General features: G+C 41.7%; 16 protein-coding genes and 1 tRNA gene. 4 read left to right on the forward strand and 13 right to left on the reverse strand.

Annotation, left to right across the window (positions count from 1 at the left end):
- Positions 1-197: 197 nt before the first annotated feature.
- Positions 198-274: transfer RNA gene (locus tag LP316_RS00255), tRNA-Ile, on the forward strand.
- Positions 275-920: 646 nt separating this feature from the next.
- Here the strand turns inward: LP316_RS00255 and LP316_RS00260 are convergent.
- Both LP316_RS00260 and LP316_RS00265 read right to left on the reverse strand, forming a co-directional pair.
- The gene (locus LP316_RS00260; RefSeq protein WP_193022126.1) at positions 921-2,996 is read right to left on the reverse strand and encodes an alkyl/aryl-sulfatase; all 2,076 of its coding nucleotides are present in this window, start codon (positions 2,994-2,996) and stop codon (positions 921-923) included.
- Between the two features lie 155 nt (positions 2,997-3,151).
- On the reverse strand, positions 3,152-4,045 hold the full coding sequence (locus LP316_RS00265; RefSeq protein ID WP_193022127.1) for a LysR family transcriptional regulator: 894 nt from the start codon (positions 4,043-4,045) through the stop codon (positions 3,152-3,154).
- Positions 4,046-4,244: 199 nt separating this feature from the next.
- On the opposite strand from LP316_RS00265, the gene traF reads away from it, so the two are divergent.
- Positions 4,245-5,684 (forward strand): conjugal transfer protein TraF, encoded by a 1,440-nt coding sequence (traF, locus tag LP316_RS00270; protein WP_193022128.1) that lies wholly within the window; start codon positions 4,245-4,247, stop codon positions 5,682-5,684.
- An 86-nt stretch (positions 5,685-5,770) separates the two neighbouring features.
- On the opposite strand, the gene rpoS is transcribed toward traF, so the two are convergent.
- The 11 genes from rpoS to LP316_RS00325 all read right to left on the reverse strand — a co-directional run bounded on the left by rpoS (position 5,771) and on the right by LP316_RS00325 (position 13,900).
- Positions 5,771-6,691 (reverse strand): RNA polymerase sigma factor RpoS, encoded by a 921-nt coding sequence (gene rpoS / locus LP316_RS00275; RefSeq protein ID WP_193022129.1) that lies wholly within the window; start codon positions 6,689-6,691, stop codon positions 5,771-5,773.
- A 98-nt stretch (positions 6,692-6,789) separates the two neighbouring features.
- Complete coding sequence (locus tag LP316_RS00280; protein WP_193022130.1) at positions 6,790-7,623, reverse strand: peptidoglycan DD-metalloendopeptidase family protein; 834 nt, start codon at positions 7,621-7,623, stop codon at positions 6,790-6,792.
- A gap of 16 nt (positions 7,624-7,639) precedes the next feature.
- The gene (locus tag LP316_RS00285; protein ID WP_193022131.1) at positions 7,640-8,227 is read right to left on the reverse strand and encodes a YqaA family protein; all 588 of its coding nucleotides are present in this window, start codon (positions 8,225-8,227) and stop codon (positions 7,640-7,642) included.
- Positions 8,224-8,886 carry a protein-L-isoaspartate(D-aspartate) O-methyltransferase gene (locus LP316_RS00290; protein ID WP_193022132.1) on the reverse strand — a complete coding sequence of 221 codons (663 nt, stop codon included), beginning with the start codon at positions 8,884-8,886 and terminating at the stop codon, positions 8,224-8,226. The genes LP316_RS00285 and LP316_RS00290 overlap by 4 nt, the downstream gene beginning before the upstream one ends.
- Positions 8,883-9,635: a 5'/3'-nucleotidase SurE gene (gene surE, locus LP316_RS00295; RefSeq protein WP_193022133.1), complete on the reverse strand. Its 753-nt coding sequence runs from the start codon at positions 9,633-9,635 to the stop codon at positions 8,883-8,885. The genes LP316_RS00290 and surE overlap by 4 nt, the downstream gene beginning before the upstream one ends.
- Before the next feature lie 24 nt (positions 9,636-9,659).
- Positions 9,660-10,694, reverse strand: coding sequence for a tRNA pseudouridine(13) synthase TruD (gene truD, locus LP316_RS00300; RefSeq protein ID WP_193022134.1), 1,035 nt, complete (start codon positions 10,692-10,694; stop codon positions 9,660-9,662).
- The gene (gene ispF / locus LP316_RS00305; protein WP_193022135.1) at positions 10,691-11,167 is read right to left on the reverse strand and encodes a 2-C-methyl-D-erythritol 2,4-cyclodiphosphate synthase; all 477 of its coding nucleotides are present in this window, start codon (positions 11,165-11,167) and stop codon (positions 10,691-10,693) included. Before ispF ends, truD begins: the two co-directional genes overlap by 4 nt.
- Positions 11,158-11,886, reverse strand: a complete 729-nt coding sequence (gene ispD, locus LP316_RS00310; protein ID WP_193022136.1) for a 2-C-methyl-D-erythritol 4-phosphate cytidylyltransferase — start codon at positions 11,884-11,886, stop codon at positions 11,158-11,160. The genes ispF and ispD overlap by 10 nt, the downstream gene beginning before the upstream one ends.
- Positions 11,879-12,199, reverse strand: a complete 321-nt coding sequence (gene ftsB / locus LP316_RS00315; RefSeq protein WP_193022137.1) for a cell division protein FtsB — start codon at positions 12,197-12,199, stop codon at positions 11,879-11,881. Before ftsB ends, ispD begins: the two co-directional genes overlap by 8 nt.
- A 97-nt stretch (positions 12,200-12,296) precedes the next feature.
- On the reverse strand, positions 12,297-12,929 hold the full coding sequence (locus LP316_RS00320; RefSeq protein WP_193022138.1) for a hypothetical protein: 633 nt from the start codon (positions 12,927-12,929) through the stop codon (positions 12,297-12,299).
- Between the two features lie 95 nt (positions 12,930-13,024).
- A complete protein-coding gene (locus LP316_RS00325) occupies positions 13,025-13,900 on the reverse strand; it encodes a LysR family transcriptional regulator (protein ID WP_193022139.1) in 876 nt (291 codons plus the stop codon).
- A 173-nt stretch (positions 13,901-14,073) separates the two neighbouring features.
- Between LP316_RS00325 and LP316_RS00330 the strand changes: the two genes are divergently transcribed.
- Together LP316_RS00330 and dkgB are read left to right on the forward strand one after the other, a co-directional pair.
- A complete protein-coding gene (locus LP316_RS00330; RefSeq protein ID WP_226960767.1) occupies positions 14,074-15,471 on the forward strand; it encodes an alpha-amylase family glycosyl hydrolase in 1,398 nt (465 codons plus the stop codon).
- 48 nt (positions 15,472-15,519) lie between these two features.
- Positions 15,520-16,320 (forward strand): 2,5-didehydrogluconate reductase DkgB, encoded by an 801-nt coding sequence (gene dkgB, locus LP316_RS00335; RefSeq protein WP_193022140.1) that lies wholly within the window; start codon positions 15,520-15,522, stop codon positions 16,318-16,320.
- Positions 16,321-16,372: the final 52 nt, after the last annotated feature.

A 16,372-nucleotide genomic window follows, 5' to 3' on the forward strand; every position in this document is an offset into this window, starting at 1 on the left:
GAAAAAAATCCAGCTTAGGCTGGATTTTTTGTTTTTTAATCTCAGAAAAATACTGAGCGTTTTAAGAAAAAACCAAATTGGATAAGTTTTAAGCTATCAAACATTTATCTCGTGATTTTTCAGATTGAACGCGTGACAACAAAATAAAAAATGCTTATACTCCCACGCAATCACATCTAGGTGTGACTTCTATAAATGGCCCTATAGCTCAGTTGGTTAGAGCACCCGACTCATAATCGGTAGGTCCCCTGTTCAAGTCAGGGTGGGGCCACCATTTTCTCCCAAAACTTTCACGCCATTAAAGAAAAAAAGCACCCGACTCGCTTTCAATAACCCGTACCAGCTCCCCTATTAAAGTCAGGGTGGGGCCACCATTTTCTCCCAAAACTTTCACGCCATTAAAGAAAAAAGCACCCGACTCGCTTTCAATAACCCGTACCAGTTCCCCTATTCAAGTCAGGGTGGGGCCACCATTTCTCCCAAAACTTTCACGCCATTAAAGAAAAAAAGCACCCGACTCGCTTTCAATAACCCGTACCAGTTCCCCTATTCAAGTCAGGGTGGGGCCACCATTTTCTCCCAAAACTTTCACGTCATTAAAGAAAAAAGCACCCGACTCGCTTTCAATAACCCGTACCAGTTCCCCTGTTCAAGTTAGGGGGAGGCCACCATTTCTCCCAAAACTTTCACGCCATTAAAGAAAAAAAGCACCCGACTCGGTTATTTAGTAACACTCAAAGTAACACTAATCAAAAGTAAAGAGTACATCCCGTTTTCAAGTAACATTGAATTCCCAAAACTTTTGCCAGATAAACAACCATGAGTTTTTCAACTCAGACTATTTAATATATCAAGTAATCGACAAAAAAATGCCCCAATACAAGGATTGAGGCATTTGCTATTAATTTGTGCAGCTCTTGTTAGTTGTAAATTTTACTATCAACTTCTTGCCCTTTAGTTGGTCTTGGGACTATCTCAAACTTTTCATCAAACTGGGTTGATACTTGCGTTAATGTTGTTAACACTGTCTTATCCCCCGTTAAACCAGCTTGACTTGACTCAAATAACTCCTGAAGCGTTGCTTGCTTTAAAATGATTTTATTGATGTCAGATTTATTGATATGTAAGGTTGCATCAGCCTTTTTCAGCTTATCTGTTTTAATGTTATTTAAGTTACCATTAGATAATTCAACGAAATATGTTTCATTAATATCAGGTACATTAATAGACAATGTAAAGTCTTTGCCGTCAGCTTCTTTCGCGATAACTTTTACAGCCATGTAATCTAACAAGTTTTCAATTGTCATTGCCGTAAGAACATCTGCCGAAGCCGTTTTTGGGCTACCTGGACGCGTGCCAATGCGGGCTTCTTGAGCACCAGTTAAGAATATATTTCTCCAGCCTGCACCCTCTGCTTGATAACCTTGTTGCTCCCAGTTATCTGCTAGTAATTTTCTTGCTTCAACATGAGTGTCACAAGCTCGAACAATATGGTCTAACATCACACCTGAAAAGCGGTACTCGCCTTTATCAAAAAACGTTTTTGCCGTTGTATAACCATTCTCACAACCGCCATAAGCAGTAACAAAACGCTCAGCTTCTTGCGCAACCGTCATGCGATCTAAGTTTGCCGGATTCATATCAAAATAACCCAAATACATGTTGTATACAGCTCTAGCATTGTGGCTGTATGTACCATGGTAACCATTGGTGTGCCAAAGTTGTTGTAAACTTTTAGGAAGCTCATCGTTTATCGTTGCACCAATATCCTGCAATACCAAGCCATTATTAGCCAAACGCAATGTTTGATTATGAACAAAGCCATAGTTATCTCGTTGCGCTTTCATAAATTCGTTAATACCTTCATTACCCCATACAGGTGCTGAGTGAGAGCCCATAAGCACTTCAATTTCACCGCCCCAAGCGTTGATCACTTCATTGATATCTTTTGACCACTTAAGTGAATCACGTACTTTTGCACCACGTAAGGTATAAATATTGTGCATGCCTTGATACAGCATTTCACCTGCCCAAATCGTTTTATGATCTGGTAAGTAGGCAACATTGCCAGCTGGTGCTTCCGTCCCAGCTGTATCCATAAAGACAAACTTCACACCGTCAATTTCGCGTGCGTGAAACTTTTCAGTATTTCCAGACGGGAAAGTTTCATCTGGCATTACAAGAGTGACCTGATAATTTGGACCTTGCGACCAACCATTGGAAAGCGCACCATCAACAACACCAGTTGTCGAAGCAGCGCCTAGTGTTGAGCCATATTGGTATGCTGCTCGGCGAGACATCGCATTACCGGCAAGTACGTTTTCATCGACTGTTTCTTTAACAAAGCCATGTGGTGCGTAAGTTTTCACGTCTGGAAAGCGATCTTGTACTGCACGTGAACCACCAAAGTGGTCCGCATGAGAATGAGAGTAGATCATTGCAACTACGGGCTCATCGCCACCTTCAGGTACATTTTTTAAGAAAAACTCTAGTGATGCCGCCATTGCTTTATCATGCATTAAAACATCATATACAATCCAGCCTGTGTCTGATTTGATAAATGTTGTTGACGCTAAATCAGTTCCTCTAACTTGGTATATCCCCTCGGTAACCTTGTAAAGACCGTTTGCTGAGAAGTTTGCCTGACTTTGGCGCCATAATGATGGATTAACCGTTTCAGGCGATGAATCATGTAGTGCTAATCCCTTGTGAATATCGATAAAACGATTGCGCAATGTTGCGTGAGTTTTTTCGTCAAGCTCAACAATTAAGCCACGGTCGTTATCTTGGAATACTTTAGTATCTTGATAATTAAGGGTGTTGGCAAATTCATTATTAGCGGAAATTGTGTGTACTGTCGCTGATTTACCTTGCGCTCCGGTAAGCGTTTTAGCATTGATATGTGAATGGTTGTGATCGTGATTGTGGTTGTGTTCATCCGCAACCGCACCTAGTGATAATGTTGATACCGCAATAGCTAGAATTGACTTTTTCATCATTGATACCTTGTATAAATTAATTTCAAATCTTGTGAAACGCTCTGCATTTCGTTTCGATGGAATTAATGTAACAAAACAGATATCACGAATTAACAAACCTAAAGTATACCTGATATTTATTTTTATGATATCTAAAACATAGGAATAGTCATTTAGATTGCCTTGATTATCATATCGCGTAGCCAGCGATTCGCTTCATTTGCTTTCATTTTTGTCAAAGAGATCATGTAAGAGTCAAACGTACGTTTAGCAAATGGAAAAGGCAATAATACTAAGTTAAAAGTAGATTGGTATCGCTTAGCAAGTGACATAGGTACAACACCAACGGCTTCGCTGTAAGATACCGCCTCTACTAACCCCAACAGTGACTTATGCTCGCTGTAGGCTTTGCGTTTAGGCAAAACTTCATCTGTTATCAAGTCGACAAACTTTAAATCAAATCGCGTTAAATCAAACAAGGCATGTTGCTCTTTCAAGTACGCAGATTTACTCATAGTGCCTTCATTCAACCTAGGATGCCCTTTCTTAACTACGCAACAAAGATCATCTTGCCTTATAACAGTCGATGTAAATAGGCTGCCTTTTGCAGGGATGATATCAATTAACAAGTCAACTTTTTCATTGATTAAATCGTCGTAAATACGGGTTTCATCTGATGGTATTTCTATTAAGAGTATTTCAATATTTGTGTTGGCCAATAAACAATCTAAATTTTGCCGTAACTGATGATGCACTGCTTCATGACAATAAACAGTAAAGCGATGTTGTTGCACTTCATCAAATTGATACAAGCTCTCAACTAAACTTTCTAGTTCCATTAAAGGTAATCGCAACCGCTCATAGAACTCTTGGCCAAATCGAGTAGGTTTTACCCCTCGACCAGTGCGATTAAATACCTCTTGCCCTGCTTCTTCTCTAAATCGCTTGAGACTATTACTTATGGCTGATTGGGTTAGGTTTAGTTGCTCAGCGGCCTTAGAAACTGATCCCTGCTCATAAACAACAGTAAAAATTCTCAATAAATTCAGATCAAACTTTTTCGTCATAAAGCTTGTAGCACCTTAATATTGCAGACTGCGTTTACCCTATCACATAATTGAGAAAAAGTGCGAACTCGCCAATCAATTCACTCACTGAATCAAAACCAAAATATCGACTAGTTTTTGAACATTACATACTGATTTTGTTGAGTTACAACTGACACTTTCTGTATACTAAACACACACAAAGTTCACTTGGTTTACTATGCGTTTTACGTCGTCAACACTTACTTTTTATTTAGCGATTACTTCTACCTTAAGCAGTAATGCATACGCCGATATTCAGTCAAAGCAAACAAAGTTAAATTTTTCTCAGCGGGCACTGACCTCGGATGCAAATCCGGCTAATACAGCTATCGTGGTGGATCAAGATCATAGCCATGTGATGACTGGCGGCATGATAAACACCACAGTGTCGTTAGAATACGGTGAATTAGACGAAATCTTTGAGGCCTATAACAAGCTTTCAGGTAACTTTGAGCCTTCCGTACCACCTGACACGCCTACCAACCCCATTGAAAAACCACCACTTGTTGACTGGGATAAAGTATTTGAAAGATTTCCAGCGCTAGAAGATCGGATAGATATCGTAAAAGATAAGGTGGTATCAATGGCTAGCTTGCTTGCCTTGATCGCCACCGAAGGTTACGGCAAAGCTGAAGTTTATGTCGAAGCACCGTTTATCATCAATACAGACTTTCATGGCGGAACATTGTTATTCGGCGCTAGTTATACAGGTTACGCCAAAGCCCTAGGTATACTTGAACAGGTTGAGTTTAACGCTGAACAAGCGGCCTCTGAGCTCAGGAGAATTCCAGATTTCGATCCAGATGACGGCATACAAGAGCTAGACTTAAGTGGCGGCGTTAAACTGTATTACAACCCAGAAAACCAAGCGATAAAAGTTGTTGTCAGTAATGATAGTTTATTATTGGTAAAATCGGCGCGCATTAGCAAAATCAACCTTTCCTATTCTCGCAAAGAGTTTTCAACAGATTACGGCGATTTCTACTGGGGTGTAAAACCGACCTTTTACAATGTTGGCATGACCAACCTAGGCGTAAGAATTGGCGATCTAGAAGATGCAGAGTCGATATTCAAAGATATTCGCAATGGTGATTATAGCTATGAAAACGGCCTAGATTTGGATTTTGGCGTATCGTTAGTCGCAGATAATTACTTGATTGCCGGCCACTTTAAAAATGTTTTTGAAAGTAGTTATGATTTTCCAGAAATCGACCGCAGAAGGTTTAACTCCCCCTATGTTCTTGGACAACTAGATAGAAATGAAGAATTTACGCTTGAGCGCCAACTTACCCTACAAGCAGCTATATTTACCGAAGATCACAAATGGAGCTTTAGCGCTGAACTCGACGCCAACTCAACCTATGACCCTATGCTCGACAAATATCAATGGTTAAATGTTAGTGCCGGTTATGCAACAGATAGCTGGTGGCTGCCTAGTGCTCGCATCGGCTTTAGTCGCAACCTAGTCGGTTCAGAGCTCAGTTATGTAAACGCTGGCTTAACCTTTATGCGCTATGTGAATTTAGACATTGCCTCAACACTTGATACCGTAGAATTAGACGATGATGATTATGTTCGCGGGTTAAGTATTTCCCTTGGCGTACAATTTGATTATTAAAAATCACGTTATAACCTAATAGATACCAAGCAAAAAAAGAGCAGTTAGCGAATGCTAACTGCTCTTGGTATTAATATCGTTAAAAACTATTCTTGAAACAGTGCTTCTAACGATAAGTTTTGTTGTCCTAGCATGTCTCTTAGACGCTTTAATGCCTCTACTTGGATTTGGCGAACCCGCTCGCGAGTTAAACCAATTTCTGCACCAACGTCTTCAAGTGTTGCCGCTTCATAACCGAGTAAGCCAAATCGTCTTGCCAATACTTCACGTTGCTTTGAGTTCAGCTCATTTAACCAGACTACAATGTTATTCTTTAAGTCACTATTTTGTAGCTTACTTTCCGGGCCACCGCTTTTTTCGTCAGGGATAACATCGAGTAGGGCCTTATCTGAATCACCCGCAAATGGCGTATCCACTGATGTAATACGCTCATTTAGCTTGAGCATTTTACTTACGTCTTCCACCGGTTTATCTAGTTCATTTGCGATATCTTCAGCGGTTGGCTCATGGTCGAGTTTCTGTACTAACTCACGTGCGGTACGCAAGTAGATGTTTAATTCTTTTACTACGTGAATTGGCAATCGAATCGTACGTGTTTGATTCATAATCGCACGTTCTATTGTTTGTCGAATCCACCAAGTTGCATAGGTTGAAAATCTAAACCCTCGTTCTGGGTCAAACTTTTCTACGGCTCTGATTAAGCCAAGGTTACCTTCTTCGATTAGATCTAATAATGGTAAGCCGCGATTGTTGTATCGACGTGCTATTTTAACAACGAGTCTGAGGTTACTTTCGATCATGCGCTTACGCGCTGCTTCATCACCCTTTAGGGCTAGGCGGGAAAAATAGACTTCTTCTTCAGCGCTTAACAATGGTGAAAAACCAATTTCCCCTAAATAAAGCTGAGTAGCGTCTAAGTTTGAAGATGTTTCTTCTTTCTCAATCTTTTTTTTCTTTTTACTTACTGGTTCAACAACAACATTATCTAAATCTTTATTAATGCCCATGCCACTTCTCCTACTTGCAAGTATTATTATTGGTATTAACTACACAATTGCTCTCCATTTATCATTATTATTTATTATTAGTTTTCTATGTGACGTAGCTATTTTTTCGGCAAATACTTCTGCGGATTGACCGACTTACCACGAAAGCGAACTTCAAAATGAAGCATGACTCTTTGGGCGTCAGTGTCTCCCATTTTGGCGATTACATCACCAGCGTTGATTTGTTGCTGCTCTTTAACCAATATACGGTCATTATGGGCATACGCACTGAGATAATCATCATTGTGTTTAATTATGACTAAATTGCCATAACCCCTTAGCGCGTTACCTGCATATACAACTACACCCGACGCCGCAGCTTTGATGTTATCTCCTTTGCGGCCGGCAATATCAATGCCTTTATTTCCTTGTGGTTTTGTCGAAAAAGTTCGAATAACTTTTCCGTTATGTGGCCACAGCCATCGGTGGATTTTCTGTGAAAAAGTGCTTTGTTTTTTAGCGCTTTTCGTGTCGATTTTTTGTCCACCTTGAGTACCACCATACTCCTGATTTTTTTTCTGATCAACAGCTTTTTTTACATTTTTTTCACTTTCAGAAGTTGAGTATTTATTCGACTGAGATGGAGTTTTTACACTAGAATTCTGCCTCGACTTTGTTTCCTTAAGAGATAGCTTCTGGCCAGGGTAGATATGATAAGGTGCGGAGATACTATTGATTGAAGCAAGTTGTTCAACACTGACATTAGCGCGCCAAGCGATGGCGTATAAAGTCTCACCTTTTTTGACTATATATTCACTTTGTTTAAGTGTGTTTTTCGACTGTTCAGTGATCGGTACGTGACCTTGAATATCAACAACAGGAGCAGGCTTATGTGGCTTAGATGAGCACCCTGCCAACAACAATAAACAAAATAAAAATGCACCTTTATACAAACTTTCCCCCTAACTGTTAACTCGTTTGGGTGTGGTATAAATAAATAGCAACAATCAAGAAAACAACCGCCCAACCGATAATATCAATCCATCGACGAATTTTGTTTTCCATTTCCGCCCCGCCAAGTTTAATCAAGCCAGCAACTAAGAAAAATCGCATACCGCGACCAATGGTCGATGCGATTAAAAACGGGATAAAGGCCAAACTCAAAAAGCCGGCGCTAACGGTAAATAATTTATAAGGGATTGGCGAAAAGCCAGCAATAAAGACAACCCATACCCCCCATTGTTCAAACCACACCAGTACTTGTTCGAGTTTATGCTGCCAACCTAGTTGGTTTATCGCCGGTTCGATAATTGGCTCAAACATCCACGCACCTAATAAGTAACCTAAAGCGCCGCCAAGGACAGATGAAACCGTAGCTATCGTTGCAAAATTCCAAGCTTTCTCTGGTTTCGATAGCACCATAGGCGCGAGTAAAACATCGGGTGGAATAGGGAAAAATATCGATTCAATAAAGGTTAAAAACGCTAAAGCACGAGGCGCGAACTTATGCTCTGCCCACTGCATAGTCCACTCATATAATCGTGAAAAAATCTTCAAATGACTGCTCCGGGAACTAAAGGTACAAACTTGACTGCTTCAACAAGTTGCTCGTGAAATTGCTCGCCATGTTTGGTAATAATTTTTAATACTTGGGTTTGGTCGCCAACGGGGATCACTAATTTTCCGCCATCAGCTAGTTGTTCAAGCAATGCTTCTGGCACAGAAGTTGGCGCGGCGGTAACAATGATTGCTTGAAAAGGCGCTTTAGATTGCCAGCCTTTCCAACCGTCGCCATGTTTCATTGATACGTTGTGTAAATCCATTGCTTGAAGGCGGCGCTTAGCCTGAAACTGCAGTGCTTTAATGCGTTCAACACTAAACACTTTTGGAATAAGTTGAGCTAAAATCGAGGTTTGATAGCCCGAGCCCGTCCCAATTTCTAGGACATTTTCAGGAACGCCATGCTCGAGCAATAACTCTGACATTTTTGCGACAATATAAGGCTGAGAAATCGTTTGCCCCTGCCCTATTGGCAAGGCGTTATTCTCATAGGCTTTATGCGCTAGGATCTCAGGCACAAAAATATGCCTTGGAGACCGCGCTATAGCCTGAAGCACTCGCTGATTTTTGATCCCTTCATTGGCAAGCTGCTGAGCTAAAACTTCACCGCTTCTGCTCGACTTACCACCTATCCTACTACCAACGAGTCGACTCATAATTTAACTTCACTTATCCAATCTTGCATATTATTTAAACTGTTATGTGCTGTCATATCAACTGTTAACGGCGTAACCGACGCATAACCGTTAGCAACCGCGTGGAAATCCGTCCCCTCACCGGCATCCAGCTCTGCACCTAACGAGCCATACCAATAGATATCGCGATTCCATGGATCTTTCATCTTCTTCATGGTTTCAGCTTTATGGCGATGACCTAATCGGGTTGCTTTAATGCCCTTTAATTCACTTAATGGAATATCTGGTACATTGATATTTAAAATTTGATCTGACTTTAACGGGTGCGCTTTTAAGCGCTCAATCACTTTTACCGCAACTTGTGCTGCCGTTTCATAATGTTTTTCAGCTTTACCAACCAATGACACCGCAATTGCCGGCATGCCCATATGTCGCCCCTCAGTCGCAGCCGCAACAGTACCTGAATAGAGCACATCGTCACCTAAATTGGCGCCGTGATTGATGCCAGCAACCACTAAATCAGGTGGTGTCTCACATAACTGACTAATTGCCAAGTGCACACAATCGGTTGGCGTACCATTAACGCTAATAAAGCCGTTATCTAATACTTGGGTGCGCAAAGGGTTGATCAAGGTTAACGAGTTACTGGCGCCACTGCAGTTTCTATCAGGGCCAACCACCATGGTTTCACCAATCTGTGCTAGAGCATCAGCAAGAACTTTCATCCCCGGCGCATTAACGCCATCATCATTACTCACTAAGATTTTCATGTTACATCCTTATGCTAGGGCTTTCTATACCCTCACCGTCATATCTTGATACTTGATTAGCTCTCTTAATACCGTGGTAGCAAAACAACCTGATGGCAAAAAGAAACTCACTGTCACGGCTTGGCCATTGATTGAAATTTTTGGTTGGGTGATATTAAGACGAATACGGCGTCGTTCTTGTTTTAAGCCAAACTTAGCTAAGCCTTTGGCAAAATCAGTATGCTCATCTGCAACTGACTGCTCAAGTGCCGCGACATCGCCAGTTGTCATCAACTCGCCAGCGCCCCACATTGACGCCGTAATATCAATGTCTTTTTCTAGTAGGCGATTTTCGAGTGTTTGATCAATCGAGTCGGCTAAAAAGACGGATTGCGTACCCGCTAACATACAAACATCACCAGCTTGTAATTGGTGGTAGGTATTAGTATTAATCCGTTTAGCGATAATTTCGTTGAAGATAAGTGAACGCGCGGTAGATAAATAAATACTGCGCTTCTTTTTGTCTTTCACTTTATTGCCAGCAAATAAACTGTGTGCTCGCTCAATATTGCCACCATCTATACCAAAGCGCTGCTCACCAAAGTAGTTCGGCACGCCCGTTTGACAGATTTGTTGCCAGCGTTGTTCAACAGCTGCCATATCGCTAACATCAGCTAAGGTGATTTCAAAGCGATTGCCGATGAGCGCGCCGGTTTTGAGCTTTTTATTGTGGCGTTGCCAACTTAAGACCTCAACGCCTTCAATCTCGAGATCAGACAAATCATAGCTCTGTTTGCCCGGTAAATGGACGCCAAACGACTGCTCACAAACCGCGAATCGGTCTTTTAAACCAGCGTAAGTCACTAATTTTTCCGACACTTTAAAATATTTTGCCAACTCTCTGGCCACATAAACGGTATTGGCGCCAGTTTTACGCACGTGAATAATTAAATGTTCACCTTCACCACAAGGCTCAAATGGCAAAATTTCAAACACTTTGAAGTCGCTCATCTGACTGCGCAGTTTACCTGTGACTTGTGGCTCACCGTAAAGATACGGCACAGGTTTTAGCTGGCTCATTTTAACCGCTCCAACAAAACCACAGCGTGTACTGCTATCCCTTCTTGTCGACCGACATAACCTAACTTTTCAGTGGTCGTTGCTTTGACATTAACTTGTTCGATATCCGCTTGTAAATCTTGTGCTAAACAAGTGCGCATCGCCAATAAATGCGGTGCCATTTTCGGCGCTTGTGCAGCAATGGTGATGTCAGCATTACCAAGTTTGTAGCCTTTTTCTGTCATTAAGCCGACAACGTGGCGCAATAGAATTCGGCTAGAAATATTTTCATATTGCTCACTGGTATCGGGAAAGTGATTGCCAATATCACCGAGCGCTAGCGCGCCTAAAATTGCATCACATAAGGCGTGAATGGCGACATCACCGTCTGAATGCGCGATGAAACCCTGTGGGTAGTCAATCTCAACACCGGCAAGTACGATCGGCCCTTGACCGCCAAATTTATGTACGTCAAAACCGTGACCTATTCGCATATTGTTTCCTGATTTGATAACTGTTGATTCGATAAAATAAATTTCGCTAACGCTAAATCTTCTGGACGGGTGATTTTGATATTATCACTGGCGCCTTCAATTAGCTGGCTCGGCTCATTAGCAAGTTCCATAGCCGATGATTCATCAGTAATCACCTTGTTTTGCGCAAGCCCTGCTACAATCGCGTCAATTAATTTTACTGTTGGGTACATCTGTGGCGTTAAGGCGTGCCATAAGACACTGCGTTCAACGGTTTCGGCAACCGAGCCATCGCTAGATGAACGTTTAATCGTATCTTTGGCAGGATAAGCTAACAAACCACCTTGATTGGCAGATAGACAGTGGTTAATTAACTGGTCAATATCTGAAGTTTTAACGCAAGGTCTGGCGGCATCGTGAACCAATACCCAGTCATAACCTATCGCTTGTACGCGATACAGCCCAGCTAACACAGAGTCGACTCGCTCTTGGCCTCCAATAACCGTTTCGACATTGGGGTGATTAACTAATGATGTATCGGCAAAATAGCCGTCATTTTCACCTAAGGCGATGATAACTTTGTCGATACTTTGATGTGATAACAATCGCTCAACCGTATGCTCTAGCACGGTTTTATGATTAATCGTTAAATATTGTTTAGGACAAGCAGACTGCATCCGTTTGCCAACACCCGCTGCCGGAACAACGACAGCCAAGTTTGGCGATTCTTGCTTATTCAATGATGATTTCCTTGGCTTGATTATCTAACGCTTCTTCTTTGTGGGTTGGGATCACGCGAAAAAACACTTCATCTTCTTTAATTAAGCCAAGTTCATTTCTCGCGCGCTCTTCAATGGCTTCAACCCCTGACTTTAAATCGTCAATTTCGGCATAAAGAATTTTGTTGCGCTGTTTAAGTTTCTCATTATCGGCTGCTTGGCGGGTAACTTCATCTTTGAGCGCCAAATAATCCGGCACTGAATTTTTACCGAACCAGAGTCGATACTGAAGTAGCAGTAAAAATGTTATCAGGATTATTGAAACCACACGCATGGCGCTGAGTAAACTTATATTGATATGTCTTACTAGGTATTATAAAAGGGTGATCAGTTAAGTAAATTAAAATTATTATAAATTACTGTTAATACCACTATCTCAAAGGTGGAGCAGGCTTTCGTAAGTTTTTCCAATTTATTGTGCAAGAGAGTAATAATTCACGCAACGACAGCCGCTTAGGTTGTGTTTTTTGTTGATTGACCCAACGATGGCCAGCACAGGCAAGCATCAAAGCGCGCTTGCTTGGCTTGATCACCTGCCAACCTTTTTCTGCCATAGTATCTGCTCGCTCATCTCGATAATAAAACCAACCGTGGGTATTGGTTCGATAACGACCATTGGCAAGATCAATGCGATCAATCGAATCTAGGGTGAAACCTTGCTGTGTTTGAATGGGAATAACTAACCCTACAGTTAACGGCTTCGCACTATACCATTGTTTGATCGCGTCAATATCACTGGCGTAATCTGACATTTTAGCGCTTTGCTTTAATGACCAACTGCCGTTTTGCACATCAAGCGTCATCGGCGTTTCACATAAGGTCATGTAATCAGCCGTGCGTTTGATGTAATAAGGTAAGCTTTTTAATCTCGCCTGCAGCCCTTGGACACTCAACTGTGAAGAATTGGCAAGCGTAGCTAACTCTCGTTCATACAACGCATTACATAATTTGGCATAATCGTCATTATGCGCAACATCATTTTGCCAAAGTAGTGCTTGGGTCATTTGAATAAAAAACAGCTCAATATTGCTTACAGTTTAAGCAAAATAGTCAATTAACAAAAGGACTATTTCCCAAGTAACTGAATAAAAAGGTAAAGTTAGCTATCGATAAAGTGCTGTTTCAACACCGACAATACTTTTTTGACTCGCTCAGGGCGATTCAAGTCTTGCGGGTAAAGTAAGTAAACATCGCGACTCTCACCATCAAAATCAGATAACACCGATACGAGTTGACCATTGGCAAGCTCTTGTTCAATTAAGTATTTTGGCAATCTGGTGATCCCCAATGAAGCGAGTGCGGCTTGCTTTAACAACAAGTTATCTGAAAACTGATAGTGCGGTTCAATTGATATTTCCTCGTATTTCCCAGCCTTGCTAAACGCCCAGTTGCGCCAATAAGCTAACGTAATACAGCGAAAATTCGCTAGCGCTTGCGGTGAACTCGGCACGCCACAGCGTTTAAGGTATTTCGGGCTGGCACAACAAATATAATCAGAGGTCATGAGTTTGATTGCCACCATGTCTTGTGGTGGCGTATTGGTGATGCGGATGGCAAAATCGTATGGTTCACTAACCAAATTATGGGTTTGATTGCCCGTTTCGCAAAGTAACTCGATTGCCGGAAAATGCTGATGAAGGTGCTCAATAACACCAAAAAGCTTAGTCTGCATTAAGCCCGTTGGCGCTGTATATCGCACTAGCCCTTCTAACTCATCTTCTTGGTGTTTAATTAACTGTTTTGTTTCCTGCCAAAACGAGGTCAACGTTTGCACCCGTTGATTTAGCGTTTCACCCGCGGGCGTTAGCCTCATTGAACGGGTATTCCTCACTAGCAATTGACAATGTAAATTTTGTTCAAGCACTTTAATTTGTTTGGATACATAAGCCTTTGATACACCAAGGGCATCAGCAGTTTTAGTATAACTGCCATAATTGACTAACTCAGCAAATAGCCTAAGTTGCTCTAAATGCATCTACTTTCCCCTACTGACACCTAATAAATCACGCAAATGTAAATATTAGCGCTATTGTTTACATTGGGAAACAGTGATTTTCTCATCTGCTATTTTTTAATCGTGCCTTAGCAGTAACAATGAATTCGCTAAACTTGGCTTAGAAAAATTAGAACGCGCAGAGTAAAAATAAAATGATAAAAACACTTTGGAACATTCCACTAGTCATTGCGGCTTTATGGTTAAGTGGTTGTGGTGATGAACAAACTAAAAACAACGAGCAAGCAACTATGTCTGTATACCAGCCTAAACCTTATGTTGAGATCACTCATCCGCAATGGACAAAAAACGCTACTATTTACGAAGTTAATATTCGACAATTTACCCCTGAAGGTACGTTTAATGCTTTTGCCGAGCACCTGCCGCGACTCAAAGAAATGGGTGTCGATATTTTATGGCTAATGCCTATTCACCCAATTGGCGAGAAAAATCGCAAAGGTGAAAAAGGCAGCTACTACGCGGTTAAAGACTATATGGCCGTAAACCCAGAATTCGGTAGTCTTGCCGATCTAAAAGCACTTGTTGCCAAGGCTCACAGCATGGGGATGTACGTGATTTTAGACTGGGTTGCCAACCACAGCGCGTGGGATAACCCATTAACGGTGAGTAACCCAGAATGGTACACCAAAGATCACAATGGCAATTTTCAACCAACGCCATGGTGGGACTGGAGCGACATTATCGACTTTGACTTTCAAAACCCTCAGATGCGTGAGTACATGACCAATGCATTAAAATACTGGGTCAAAGAAGCAGATATCGATGGCTACCGCGCCGATGTCGCAGGCTTTATTCCACTTGATTTTTGGGATAATGTTCGCACTGAGCTCGATGCTATTAAGCCAGTTTTCATGTTAGCTGAATGGGACTCGCGTGATTTACACAAGAAAGCTTTTGATATGAGCTATGCATGGAAACTCCACGATACCCTGGAAGATGTTAACAAAGGGCATAAAGACGCCTCCGGTGTCTACCACTACTTTGCCCACACACTCAATGCTTGGCCGGATAACGCGATAAAAATGAACTTTGTCGATAACCATGACAAAAATTCATGGGAAAAAAGTATGTTCGATCGCATGGGGCCATATTTAGAGGCAAGTATCGTGCTTACTGTTACCGCTGAAGGTATGCCGCTTATCTATAGTGGTCAAGAAGCGGGGCTGGATCGCCCATTGGCATTTTTCGACAAAGATGAAATCAACTGGCAACCTCACCCAATCGGCGATTTATACAAAACCTTATTCAAGCTCAAACACGATAATCAAGCACTGTGGAATAGTCATTGGGGCGGTAAAATGATCCCAGTCCCTAACTCTGTGCCGACACAAGTGTTCTCATTTGCTCGGGTTAAAAATGACGACAAAGTATTTGTTGCGATTAATTTTTCCGGCGAGCCAGCACAAGTAACATTTAACGAAAATATTCAACTGGGCAAATACCAAGAATACTTTTCACAACAAATCATCAGCATAACAACAGATACTGAATTAACGATACCCGCCTATGGCTATCAAGTATTTGTTAAGTGACCCCTATGATTTGGCGGTACAAGCCGCCTGCGTTTTAAAAGGCTATTTATGAAAATTCCAGCAATGGGCTTTGGCACCTTTCGTCTCGAAGGCGATGTTGCCTATCAATCCGTGTTAACCGCATTACGCGCCGGCTATCGCCATATTGATACCGCGCAAATTTATGGCAATGAAGTAGAAGTCGGTAAAGCCATTGCCGATAGTGGTATAGCTCGAAGTGAGATATTTCTTACCACCAAAGTATGGAACGATAATCTTTCACAAGAAAAGTTTGTCACTAGTGTTAAAACGAGCTTAAACAAACTAGCATCCGATTATGTTGATTTGCTTTTAATCCACTGGCCTGCACCACCCAAAGGTACGAGTCTTTTAGATGCTACTCAATCACTCGTCAAAGCAAAAGAACAAGGCTTAACCCGTGCAATTGGTGTATCTAATTTTACTATCGCGCAACTTGAAGCAATTAAACCGGCGTTAACTGACACGCCCCTGTTAACTAACCAAGTTGAAGTGCACCCTTATTTAACTAATTTAAAGCTCAGAGCGTATTGCCAACAGCACAATATTACCGTTACTGGTTACATGCCTTTTGCTGTCGGTAAAGTGCTCAAAGATCCTGTGGTTACAAGTATTGCCAAAGCGCACAATTGCACCCCTGCACAGGCAATTATTGCGTGGACTCAAGCAAATCATTTGATCACGATTCCATCGTCAACTAAAGCGAAAAATATTGAAGCAAATTTAGCCGGATTATCAATTAAGTTAACCAGTACACAACTTGCAGCAATCGATCAACTTAACTGCAACGAGCGAATTGCAACGCCAGACTTTTCTCCTGAATGGGATTAAGACCAACCGATAATAGTACGCCTAGTACCATCAATTAGGCGCCTTTATCCCT

The sequence above is a fragment of the Thalassotalea sp. LPB0316 genome, from assembly GCF_014898095.1.
In the GTDB taxonomy this organism is placed as follows: domain Bacteria; phylum Pseudomonadota; class Gammaproteobacteria; order Enterobacterales; family Alteromonadaceae; genus Thalassotalea_G.